Genomic DNA, 11,940 nt, shown 5'->3' with positions numbered 1-11,940 from the left:
TTTGCGTTATGTCAAAACCCGTACAGCTTTGTTAATCGGCTGTCTGCTGCAGGTTTACGCTGCGCAGGCAGGAAAACTCTCCATCGTCATCGATGACGTGGGCTACCGCCCTCACGAAGAAAACGCGGTGCTGCAAATGCCGACGGCGATCTCGGTCGCAGTCTTGCCCAACGCGCCGCATGCTCGCCTGATGGCCACCCGCGCCCACAGCCAGGGCCGCGAAGTCTTGATCCACATGCCGATGGCGCCGCTCAGCAAGCAGCCGCTGGAGCGCGATACCCTACAGCCCGCCATGAGCAGCGACGAGATCCAGCGCATCATCCGCAACGCAGTGAACAACGTGCCCTACGCGGTCGGCATGAACAACCACATGGGCAGCGCCATGACCTCCAGCCTGCCGGGCATGCAGAAAGTGATGCAGGCGCTCGAAAGCTACCGTCTGTACTTCCTCGACAGCATGACCATCGGCAGCAGCCAGGCGACCCGCGCCGCGGCCGGCACCGGCGTGAAGGTGATCAAACGCAGGGTGTTCCTCGACGATACCGCGAACGAAGCCGACATCCGCCGCCAGTTCAACCGCGCGGTCGAATTGGCGCGGCGCAACGGATCCGCCATCGCCATCGGCCACCCGCGCCCGGCGACGGTGAAAGTGCTGCAGCAGATGCTGCCGTCGCTGCCCGCCGATATCGTGCTGGTCAAACCGAGCGCGCTGCTGAACGAACCGCAGGGCAACGGCGGTGGCAGCTACGTCCCGCCGCCGGTCAAACCGCAAAAACCGCAGCCGAAGAATCCGTTCAGCGGCGGCATCAAGCAGTGCAAGGTCAAACCGCCGAAGGAAAAAACCAACGCCGGCACCGCGCTGGGCGTTATCGCCGACAGCATTGCCACCTCGCCGCCGGTGAACTTCATCAAGCGTCACTGGCAACACTGGACGCAAGCCAAACCGCAAGCATAAAAAAGGGCCGGAATTCCGGCCCTTTTCACATTTGCCGAGATTAATCCCAGCTCAGCACCACTTTGCCCGACTTGCCGGAGCGCATGGCGTCGAAGCCCTGCTGGAACTCGTCGATCGAGAAACGGTGGGTGATGATCGGAGTCAAATCCAGACCGGACTGGATCAGCGCCGCCATCTTGTACCAGGTTTCGAACATTTCACGGCCGTAAATCCCTTTGATAAACAGCCCTTTGAAAATCACCTGATTCCAGTCGATCGACATATCCGAAGGCGGAATGCCCAGCATGGCGATACGCCCGCCGTGGTTCATCGCATTAAGCAGCGTGCGGAACGCCGGCGGCGCGCCGGACATTTCCAAACCGACGTCGAACCCTTCGGTCATGCCCAGCTCGGCCATCACGTCGCTGAGGTTTTCCTTGCTGACGTTCACCGCACGGGTCACGCCCATCTTGCGCGCCAGTTCCAGGCGGTATTCGTTAACATCGGTGATCACCACATGGCGAGCGCCGACGTGTTTGCACACCGCCGCCGCCATGATGCCGATCGGGCCGGCGCCGGACACCAGCACGTCTTCCCCGACCAGATCGAACGACAGTGCGGTGTGCACCGCGTTACCGAACGGATCGAAGATCGAAGCCAGCTCGTCGGAGATGTTATCCGGGATCTTGAAGGCGTTGAACGCCGGGATCACCAGGTATTCCGCGAAGCTGCCCGGACGGTTCACGCCCACGCCGACGGTGTTGCGGCACAGGTGCGTGCGGCCGCCGCGGCAGTTGCGGCAGTGCCCGCAGGTGATGTGGCCTTCGCCGGACACGCGATCGCCGATGCTGAAGCCTTTGACTTCCTGACCGATCGCCACCACTTCGCCCACATATTCATGGCCGACCACCATCGGAACCGGAATGGTTTTTTGCGACCACTCGTCCCAGTTGTAGATATGCACATCGGTGCCGCAGATCGCGGTTTTGCGGATTTTGATCATGATGTCGTTGTGGCCCAGCTCCGGCTGAGGCACGTCGGTCATCCAAATCCCTTCTTCCGCTTTCAGTTTTGACAGTGCTTTCATGGTTTTACCTTATGCAATAACGCCAAGATCCTTACCGATACGTGTAAACGCCGCCACTGCGCGTTCGATTTGCTCCGGGGTGTGGTCGGCGGACATCTGGGTACGGATGCGCGCCTGGCCTTTCGGCACCACCGGATAGAAGAAACCGGTCACATAGATGCCTTCCTTAAGCAACGCATTGGCGAATTCCTGCGCCAGCTTCGCCTCACCCAGCATGACCGGGATGATGGCGTGATCGGCGCCGGCCAGGGTGAAGCCGGCGGCGGTCATTTTTTCGCGGAACAGACGCGCGTTGGCCCACAGGCGATCGCGCAGGGCATCGCCCTCTTCCAGCAGTTCCAGCACTTTGATCGACGCGGCGACGATCGCCGGCGCCAGGGAGTTGGAGAACAGGTACGGGCGCGAACGCTGGCGCAGCCACTCCACCACTTCTTTCTTGGCGGCGGTGTAGCCGCCGGACGCGCCGCCCAGCGCTTTGCCTAACGTACCGGTGATGATATCGACGCGGCCCATCACTTCACAGTATTCATGGGTGCCGCGCCCGTTGGCGCCGACAAAGCCCACCGCGTGAGAGTCATCCACCATCACCAGCGCCTGGTATTCGTCCGCCAGATCGCAAACCCCTTTCAGGTTGGCGATCACGCCGTCCATCGAGAAGACGCCGTCGGTGGCGATCAGGATGTGACGCGCGCCGTCGGCTTTGGCCTGCTTCAGCTGCGCGGCCAGCTCGGTCATGTCGTTATTGGCATAGCGATAGCGCTTGGCCTTGCACAGGCGCACGCCGTCGATGATCGACGCGTGGTTCAGCGCATCGGAGATAATGGCGTCTTCCGGGCCGAGCAGGGTTTCGAACAGCCCGCCGTTGGCGTCGAAGCAAGAGGAGTACAGGATCGCGTCTTCCATGCCCAAAAAGGCCGCCAGTTTCTGTTCCAGCTGCTTGTGGCTGTCCTGGGTGCCGCAGATGAAGCGCACCGACGCCATGCCGAAACCGTGGCTGTCCATGCCAGACTTGGCGGCGGCGATCAGCGCCGGGTGGTTGGCCAGGCCCAGGTAGTTATTGGCGCAGAAGTTGATCACATGGCTGCCGTCGGCGACGGCGATATCCGCCTGTTGCGCGGAGGTGATGATGCGTTCTTCCTTGAACAGCCCTTCACTGCGCGTGGCGGCAAGCTGTTGTTCCAACTGCTGATAAAAAGACGCTGACATTCGGTTATCTCCAGGATTGGGCTATTTGCGGCATATTTTACTGATTTGTAACCAAACTGACGAGAATGCGCGGGAGAGAATATTAAAATTGCAGCAGATATCACGGCAAACGGCGGACTTCAATGGCAATGCGGGATATTCGGAGCCCTTCCGCTGTTTGCCGCGGCATGAAATGCTATTATAACCGCCATTGAGCGTGGGGCATTGTGCCCCGCCAGGCAGCTTAGCAGGGGTAACCCAATGATTATCGTCACAGGCGGCGCCGGCATGATCGGCAGCAACATCATTAAGGCACTGAACGACAAGGGATATCGCGATATCCTGGTGGTGGATAACCTGAAAGACGGCACCAAGTTCGTCAACCTGGTTGATCTGGACATCGCCGACTATATCGATAAAGAAGACTTTATCGCCAGCATCGTGGCCGGCGACGATCTGGGCGATATCGAAGCGGTGTTCCACGAAGGCGCCTGCTCCGCGACCACCGAGTGGGACGGCAAGTACATGATGGACAATAACTATCAGTACTCCAAAGACCTGCTGCACTACTGCCTGGATCGCGAAATCCCGTTCTTGTATGCCTCCTCCGCCGCCACTTACGGCGGCCGCGAAGAGTTCATCGAAGAGCGTGAGTATGAAGCGCCGCTCAACGTGTACGGCTACTCCAAATTCCTGTTCGATCAGTACGTGCGCGAGATCCTGCCGGAAGCGGACTCGCAGATCTGCGGCTTCCGCTACTTCAACGTTTATGGCCCGCGCGAAGGCCACAAAGGCAGCATGGCCAGCGTCGCCTTCCACCTGAATACCCAGATCAACCGCGGCGAAAACCCGAAACTGTTCGCCGGCAGCGAAAACTTCAAGCGTGACTTCATCTACGTCGGCGACGTGGCGGCGGTTAACCTGTGGTTCTGGGAAACCGGCAAATCCGGCATCTTCAACTGCGGCACCGGCCGAGCGGAAACCTTCCAGGCGGTAGCCGACGCGGTGGTGGACTTCCACCAGAAAGGCGCTGTGGAATACATCGAGTTCCCGGAGAAGCTGAAAGGCCGCTATCAGGCGTACACCCAGGCCGATCTGACCAAGCTGCGCGCCGCCGGCTACGACGCACCGTTCAAAACGGTCGCCGAAGGCGTGAAAGAGTACATGGCCTGGTTGAACCGCACCGCATAAGCTGAAGGAATTAACGCTGGGTATGAAAATACTGGTTATCGGCCCTTCTTGGGTTGGCGACATGATGATGTCGCAAAGTCTCTATCGCACCCTGAAGGCCGAATACCCGTCGGCGGAGATCGATGTGATGGCGCCGGCCTGGTGCCGCCCGTTGCTGGCGCGCATGCCGGAAGTCAATCAGGCGCTGGCGATGCCGCTGGGCCACGGCGCGCTGGGGCTCGGCGAGCGCCGCCGCCTGGGGCGCGCTCTGCGCGCCAACCGTTACGATCGCGCTTACGTTCTGCCCAACTCGTTCAAATCCGCGCTGGTGCCCTTCTTCGCCGATATCCCGCAGCGCACCGGTTGGCGGGGCGAAATGCGTTACGGCCTGCTGAACGATGTCCGCGTGCTCGACAAGGCCGCCTTCCCGCTGATGGTGCAACGCTATGTGGCGCTGGCCTATGACAAAGGGCGCATTCAGCGCGCCGACGATCTGCCGCAGCCGCTGCTGTGGCCGCGGCTGCAGGTGAGCGACGAAGAGATCGCCGACACCACCGCGGCCTTCAACCTGACCGACAGCCGCCCGATCGTCGGCTTCTGCCCGGGCGCAGAATTCGGCCCCGCCAAGCGCTGGCCGCACTATCACTACGCGGCGCTGGCACAACGGCTGATCGAGAGCGGCTATCAAATCGCGCTGTTCGGTTCGGCGAAAGACCATGAGGCCGGCGAACAGATCCGCGCCGCGCTGCAGGAAGACGCCCGCGATTTCTGCCTTAACCTAGCCGGAAAAACCCAGCTGGAGCAAGCAGTTATCCTGATCGCAGCCTGCCGGGCGGTGGTCAGCAACGACTCCGGTTTAATGCACGTTGCCGCAGCGTTGAACAAACCGCTGATAGCCTTGTACGGCCCAAGCAGCCCTGACTTCACGCCGCCGCTTTCCGACAAGGCGCGGGTCATTCGTCTGATCAGCGGCTACCACAAGGTGCGTAAGGGCGATGCCGAGCAGGGATACCACCAAAGTTTGATCGATATTCAGCCGCAGCAAGTGTTGGACGCGCTGACGCCGTTACTTGTCGCCAGCGAGGAATAATCATGCAGGTGTTAATTGTAAAAACCTCCTCGATGGGGGACGTGCTGCATACACTGCCCGCCCTGACCGACGCGCTGCAGGCCATTCCCGATATCCGCTTCGACTGGGTGGTGGAAGAAGGCTTCAGCCAAATCCCCACCTGGCACCCGGCGGTAGATCGCGTGATCCCGGTGGCCATTCGCCGCTGGCGAAAAAATTGGTTCGGCAACGACACTCGGCAACAGCGCTGCGACTTCAAACGCGCGCTGCAAGAACGCCGTTACGACGTGGTGATCGACGCGCAGGGCCTGATCAAAAGCGCCGCGCTAATCACGCGCATCGCCAAAGGCGACAAACATGGCCCGGACTGCAAGAGCGCGCGCGAACCGTTCGCCAGCTGGTTCTACAATGTGCGCCATGAGATAGACAAGCAGCAGCACGCGGTGGAGCGCACGCGCGAACTGTTCGCCAAAAGCCTTGGCTACGACAAGCCAGGCAGCTACGGCGATTACGCCATCGCCGCACGCTTTCTCAGCCGCCCGCCGGCCGATGCCGGGCAGTATTTGGTGTTTTTGCACGCGACAACCCGTGACGATAAGCATTGGCCGGAGCAAAACTGGCGTGAGCTGATCTCACTGACGGCGGACAGCGGGCTGAAGATCAAACTGCCGTGGGGCGCAGAGCATGAACATCAGCGCGCGCTGCGCTTGGCGGAAGGTTTTTCACATGTCGAAGTGCTGCCGAAGCTCAGCCTGCAGCAGGTGGCCGAGGTGCTGGCCGGCGCCAGGGGCGTGGTCTCGGTCGACACCGGACTCAGCCATTTGACCGCCGCGCTCGACAAACCGAACATCACGCTGTTCGGGCCGACCGATCCCGGTCTGATCGGCGGCTACGGGCAAAATCAGCACTCGCTGATTTCGCCGGAAAAAAGCATGGCGACAATTGACGCCGATACGGCATGGCAGGCGTTGCAAAAGGTTATAGCATGAAAAAACTGCATATTATCAACCTGGGTAAAATGGGCGGCGTCGAGCGCCTGTTTCTGCAGTACATCAACGATACCACCGACGGCAGCAACCAGGTCCTGTGCATCAGCGGCGACATTGGCGAAGAGATCCGCCGCCAGTTGCCTGCGCATCAGCCCGTCACCTTCGCCAACCGCCTGATCAATGCGCTGCCGCTGCGCTGCCCGCAGTTCCTGCGCAAATTTTTGCTGAAGTGGAAAATCGAGCGGGCCAACGCCGACGTGGTGATCGTCTGGGACCTGGTGCCGGGGCTGGCGGCCAAACCCAAGCGCGGCAAGCTGGTTTACTACGATCACGGCTGCTCCTGGCGTTACCCCAAGAATAAAAAGACGCTGCGTTTCTTCGCCATGCTGGACGGCGTCATTTCCGCCTCACACGCGTCGAAGCGGGTGATGGAGCTGCGCTTTAATCTGCCTTGCCCCAATCACGTGGTGATCAACCGCATCAAGACGCCGGCGGGGATCGACGCCGCGCCGAAAACGCTGTCGCAGCCGGTCAGGATCGGCACGGCCTCACGCCTGGTCAGCCTGAAAGGCATCAGCGTTTCATTATTGATGATGCAGGAACTGCTGCGGCGCGGGCATGACGTCACGCTGGAAGTGGCCGGCAAAGGGCCGGATCGCGTGGCGTTCGAGGCGCTGGCGGATCGGCTTCAGCTCGGCGATCGCGTCACTTTCAGCGGTTATCAGGATGACGTCGCCGGCTTCTTCAATCGCACGCACATCTACATGAGCACGCCGATCACCGAGCCGTTCGGCTTGTCCTGCATGGAATCGCTCTATTTCGGCGTGCCGGTCATCTTCCCGCAGGTCGACGGCCAGCCGGAAGCGGTGAAAGACGAGGTCTGCGGCATTGGCCTGACGCCGTCGGTCACCATCGAACAGCACCGGCAGCTCACCGATATCGAGGTCGACTTCCCGCATGAGGTCTACGATCCGTTGACCGATAGCCTGGTGGCGCCCAAGCTGCTGTCGCATATCGACTGTGCGGATGCCGTTGAGAAATTGCTGGAGCGAGAAGCCTACCAGACTCTGAGCCGAAATGCGCAGCGCTATCCTGCGGAACATTTCAACTATGCTCAGTTCAAAGTTGAATTCGACGACACGCTGCGATCCTTTATCGCTTAATTGAAACGTGAGCCGGAAAACACGCCCGATGCTAAAATACAGAACGCCGCACCCTGCCTTCAGCTATCTGATCTATCTGGGGTGCGCCATCGCTTTTTGCACCATCCCTTTCGGTTCCGCCACCGGACGCAATCTGTTTTACGTTTCCAGCTACATCGCCTTTATCGCCGTTTGCCTATACCCGCGCTACTACTTCAGCAACGTTAGAAATCTGCTGCTGCCCGCGTTGATGTTCAGCGTAGGCATGGGAACCATCCTCTGGATGCATCACTTCAAACAGCCGGGTGACTACATCAATATTTATCGCTCTTATATGTCGACCGGCAAACTGCAGCTCGCGACCGCTTTCATCTTGCTGATTGCGCTCAATGAACGGTTGTGCGTGCAGCGCCTGTTGATCGTTGTGGCTCTCGTCACCGGTCTGGCGATCAACGGTTATTCCCTCTATCAAGGGCTGCGTCTGGATATCCCGCGCGTAGAGCTCAACTTCGATCGCGCCACGGTCGCCGCCTACCTGATGACCGCCATCGATCTGGTCATGATGCAAGCCATCCTGATGCTGCGCACCCGCTACCGTCTGTTGTTGTACATTGCGGCATTCCTGCTGTCCTTCTCTGCGCTGGTGCTCACCGGCACCCGCGCGGCGATGCTGGTCTACCCGGTGGCGATTTGTCTGTCGCTGCTGGCCACCAAGCAACTGGTTTCCAGAAAACACAAACTCGCGTTGATGGCCTCGGTACCGCTGCTGCTCGTAGCCTGCGGCCTGGTGTTTAAACCGCAGATAGAAGAACGCATTCAGGCCTTTGAGACCGATATGCGTCTGATGGATCAGCCACAGACTGAAAACTCGATCATTTCACGGCTGTCGATGCAAACGCTGGCATGGCGTACCGGCTCACAAGCCCCCTGGGGCCAATCCGCCGAACAGCGCGGCGAAGAGATCCGTGCGATGGTCGCACAGCAACCTCGCCTGTCTGGCGTTATGCCCTATATCAACGTCCACCTGCACAACGAGCTGCTGGAAACCTACTCGCTCAAGGGCGTCTGGGGCGTACTGCTGCTGCTGGCGCTCTATGTCTGCCTGTTCTTCTCTTCGTTCCGGCCGCAGCGCAACGCGCTGTTGCTGAGCGTGAGCGCCAGCCTGTTCGTTTACGGGCTGAGCGACGTCATCTTCTTCAGCACGGAAGGCACCGCCATGTTCTGTCTGGCGCTGATCGCTGGGGTGCTCTCCGTGGCGAGACAGCCTTCCGCACAGGAGCAGGCCGCGTGAACATTCAGCCACCGCTGCTCAGCGTTATCGTGCCGTTTTATAATAACGAAGCGTTCGTCATCGCTGCGCTGGATTCGTTATTTACGCAGATTTCTGATGATATTGAGGTGGTGATCATCGACGATGGCTCTACCGATGCGTCGGGGGCGCTGGTCAGCCGGTATCTGGCGCAGCGGCAGCATCCGCAGGTGGCTTTTATTTCTCAGGCCAACGGCGGTATTGCGCACGCCCGCAATGTCGGCCTGCAGCAAGCCACCGGGCGCTACGTTACCTTTCTCGACGGCGACGATCTGCTAAGCGACGACTATCTGGCGATCCTGCATCCCCTGCTGATCGCCGGTGAGTATGACCTGATCGATTTTAATTATCAGAAGTTCACCGAACAACCGCCGAAATCCGAGAACCGCGCGACGCAGCCCGTAGCCTACGACTTTTCATCGTTGGGGCTGAGCTGCCTGCAACCGCTGTTCGCGCGCTCAATGTGGCATCTCTGGAGCCGGGTATATAAACGCACGCTGCTGGCAGGGGAAGCGTTCGAAGACGGCAGGCGCTATGAAGACGTGATTTTCACGCCTTTTCAGTATTTCAAAACTCGCCGTATCGCCCATCTTGAGTGCGAACTCTACTTCTATCGGGATAACAACCAGGGCATCACCCGCAATATCAAACCCAAAGATATTGACGATCTGTTGTTCGCTATGGAGAAAATGCTGCGCTTTGTGGCGCAACATCCTGGGGATGAGCCGCTGCGCCGGTTGGCCGCCCTGATGCTGGCCAACTGCTTTTCCGAGGTGAAAAGCATGTCGAAGGCGGTGTACGGGTATTATCATTACGCGCCGGCAACGCTGCGCATTCTGCGCCGCGCCGCCGCTGTCTGCCGCAACAGCGACGTGCCGGGCAAAAAAGTCCGTCAGATGCGCTATGCGCGAGTGGATACCTTGCTTTCTAAGCTGCGCGGGCGCAGGCCGCGCTAACCGCATCGGCCTCGCGGCCGATGCGTCGCCGCACCTTTAGCGCGCTAAAGGCACGTGCGCGACCAGTTCGTCATAAATCCGCTGCGGTTGAATAACCCCCATCGGGCTTTCCGCCTCCAGCGGCATCGTATAGCCGGTACGCGACACCTGAATGATGCGGTGCAGTTCAGGATCCTGAATCGGCCCGGTGGAGCGTGAATCGGCGGTCACGAACAGGCTGATGGTTTTCACCTTCAACGCCACCGCCAGATGCAGCGGCCCGGTGTCGCCGGTGACCAGAACATGGAAACTGTCGAGCAACGTCAGCAAGCCTTGCAGCCCCGTTTTGCCGATCTGGTTATCCACGCAGGCCTGCGTTTGCGGGCCGATCAGGCTCATAAACTGTTTGGCCTTGCCGTCATCAAACGGTGCGCCAATCAGCACGATGCGTACATTGGGGTGCTTCGCCACCAGCTCATCGGCCAGCCGCGCATAGTGTGAAACCGGCCAGCAACGCGACTCCGTCGATGCCCCCAATTGAAACCCGATGGTGGGGTGGTCGCTGCTTTTGACGCCGCGCTGATAATCCACGGGAATTTCCATCGTCGGATCGTCGCTGCGGCAACCTAAAATGGAAATCAGCTCCAGCTTGCGGCGCACGAAGTGGCCGTAATAATGGAAGACATAGTTGGTCAACCAAGGCTCCAGCCCGCAAATGCCCGAGCTGTAGTTATCGCGGATAATGTACTTCGCCCCGGCCAGTACGGCGCTGATGATGTCATAAGGCAGATGGGAGTGCAGGATCAGCGCCAAATCCGGCTGATGTTCGCGCAGCGATTTCAGCAACGGGCGTATCGTCTTGATCTTGCTGTCCCAATACACCACGCGATCGTAATAGCGGCCGTTTTCCACCAGCTCGCGGTTTTTCTTGTGCACCACCAGCGTGATGTGCGCGTTGGGGTAGCGTTCCCGCATCGCCCTCAACGCCGGCGTGTTGAACATGAAGTCGCCCAACGCCGTGGTGGAATAGATGACGATATTGTCAAACTGCTGGGCGCCGTCGAACGTCGCCTTGTCCTGAAAACGGCCGTATTTCGCCGTATAGCGCCGCAAGAACCAGTCGGCAACCTTGATTTTCCATTTCTTCGACATGTGCGTGCTTAGTTCGCTTTAAGTTGATAATACTCGGCCAGCGTCATGCCCACCGTGCGCTGCTGCAGCCAGTCAAACAGCTGCTCCAGATCGCGGTACAGCCCTTCGATATCCTGCTCGGTTTTGAACGTCGGGCTGCCGCCCGGCATAAATTCGGAGGAGTGCAGCATGAATTCAACGTAGTCATGCCCCTGCGCCAGCGATGCCTCAGCCACGCTGATCATCTTGGCCACGTTGCCGCCACTCGGCCGCAGCCAGTTGACGGACGGCGAACGCCGCTTGCCGCGCAGCCGATCATAGCCCTGCTTGAACGCATTCATCAGCGCCGAATGCTTGTACTGGATGCTCATCGGCACTTCCAGCAGCGCCGAAGCGCCCGGCTTGGCGATGTTCTGCGGATCGATGAAATAGGCCTGCGACGGGAACCGGCTGTAATCGGTACCGCCGTTGCCCTGCGGGTTACCCGGCGAAAACTGCCAGTTGACCCGCGGCGTCACCGAACAGTCCACCTGATAGCCGTATTCCAGCAGCAGTGAGGCATAGTATTCGTTGAACGCCCAACGACCGGCGCGATGGCTAAGCATTTTGGTCTGGAAGGCATCTTCCAGCAGCTTGGTCATGTGATCGACCTTGGCGCGGATCTGATCGGCGGGATACTCGATCAAATAAGGCTTGTGGCGCCAGTCATCGTCGGTCAGCGGCGTCAACGGCGGGCTGTTCCAGGCGTGCAGGTGCATGCCGACCTCGCCGGCGTCGCGGGCGATCACGTCGCGTGCGAACTCGACGTAAGCCGGGTCCATCGCCATTTCATAGTTGGTGAGATAAACCGGTTTGAAGGCGTATTTCTCGCACAGCGCCTGAAAGCGCGGCAAGAAACGCGTGTTTTCGGTCGCGATGCGATCGTGGTTTTGCCACAGATTATCGCCTTCGGTATCAATGGTGATGAGAAACGCCGGTTTAGTCATGAA

General features: G+C 59.5%; 11 protein-coding genes. 7 read left to right on the top strand and 4 right to left on the bottom strand.

What is annotated here, in order from left to right; genetic code table 11:
• Position 1 precedes the first annotated feature (1 nt).
• Complete coding sequence (locus tag ACP39K_RS22215) at positions 2 to 955, top strand: divergent polysaccharide deacetylase family protein (protein WP_016929698.1); 954 nt, start codon at positions 2 to 4, stop codon at positions 953 to 955.
• A 40-nt stretch (positions 956 to 995) separates the two neighbouring features.
• Here the strand turns inward: ACP39K_RS22215 and tdh are convergent, their stop codons facing one another.
• Both tdh and kbl read right to left on the bottom strand, forming a co-directional pair.
• Complete coding sequence (tdh, locus tag ACP39K_RS22210; RefSeq protein ID WP_016929697.1) at positions 996 to 2,021, bottom strand: L-threonine 3-dehydrogenase; 1,026 nt, start codon at positions 2,019 to 2,021, stop codon at positions 996 to 998.
• Between the two features lie 9 nt (positions 2,022 to 2,030).
• The gene (gene kbl / locus ACP39K_RS22205) at positions 2,031 to 3,227 is read right to left on the bottom strand and encodes a glycine C-acetyltransferase (RefSeq protein WP_004931154.1); all 1,197 of its coding nucleotides are present in this window, start codon (positions 3,225 to 3,227) and stop codon (positions 2,031 to 2,033) included.
• Positions 3,228 to 3,467: 240 nt separating this feature from the next.
• On the opposite strand from kbl, the gene rfaD reads away from it, so the two are divergent.
• From rfaD to ACP39K_RS22175, 6 genes are read left to right on the top strand one after another with little or no spacing between them, the layout of a single operon-like run.
• A complete protein-coding gene (gene rfaD / locus ACP39K_RS22200; RefSeq protein WP_016929696.1) occupies positions 3,468 to 4,397 on the top strand; it encodes an ADP-glyceromanno-heptose 6-epimerase in 930 nt (309 codons plus the stop codon).
• A 22-nt stretch (positions 4,398 to 4,419) separates the two neighbouring features.
• Positions 4,420 to 5,466, top strand: a complete 1,047-nt coding sequence (rfaF, locus tag ACP39K_RS22195) for an ADP-heptose--LPS heptosyltransferase RfaF (RefSeq protein WP_016929695.1) — start codon at positions 4,420 to 4,422, stop codon at positions 5,464 to 5,466.
• A gap of 2 nt (positions 5,467 to 5,468) precedes the next feature.
• Complete coding sequence (gene rfaC / locus ACP39K_RS22190) at positions 5,469 to 6,434, top strand: lipopolysaccharide heptosyltransferase RfaC (protein WP_089185129.1); 966 nt, start codon at positions 5,469 to 5,471, stop codon at positions 6,432 to 6,434.
• The gene (locus tag ACP39K_RS22185; protein WP_497008836.1) at positions 6,431 to 7,597 is read left to right on the top strand and encodes a glycosyltransferase; all 1,167 of its coding nucleotides are present in this window, start codon (positions 6,431 to 6,433) and stop codon (positions 7,595 to 7,597) included. The genes rfaC and ACP39K_RS22185 overlap by 4 nt, the downstream gene beginning before the upstream one ends.
• A gap of 28 nt (positions 7,598 to 7,625) precedes the next feature.
• Positions 7,626 to 8,867, top strand: a complete 1,242-nt coding sequence (locus ACP39K_RS22180; RefSeq protein WP_048796315.1) for an O-antigen ligase family protein — start codon at positions 7,626 to 7,628, stop codon at positions 8,865 to 8,867.
• Positions 8,864 to 9,841, top strand: coding sequence for a glycosyltransferase (locus ACP39K_RS22175; RefSeq protein ID WP_060445397.1), 978 nt, complete (start codon positions 8,864 to 8,866; stop codon positions 9,839 to 9,841). The genes ACP39K_RS22180 and ACP39K_RS22175 overlap by 4 nt, the downstream gene beginning before the upstream one ends.
• Before the next feature lie 36 nt (positions 9,842 to 9,877).
• Here ACP39K_RS22175 and ACP39K_RS22170 read toward each other — a convergent pair whose 3' ends face one another.
• Complete coding sequence (locus ACP39K_RS22170) at positions 9,878 to 10,972, bottom strand: glycosyltransferase family 9 protein (RefSeq protein WP_025304689.1); 1,095 nt, start codon at positions 10,970 to 10,972, stop codon at positions 9,878 to 9,880.
• Positions 10,973 to 10,980: 8 nt separating this feature from the next.
• On the bottom strand, positions 10,981 to 11,937 hold the full coding sequence (locus ACP39K_RS22165) for a polysaccharide deacetylase family protein (RefSeq protein ID WP_033639130.1): 957 nt from the start codon (positions 11,935 to 11,937) through the stop codon (positions 10,981 to 10,983).
• Positions 11,938 to 11,940: the final 3 nt, after the last annotated feature.

Source organism: Serratia sp. EC4 (assembly GCF_059652115.1).
The sequence above is the reverse complement of the archived record's forward strand: the minus strand, read 5'-3'. Positions and strand labels throughout refer to the sequence as shown.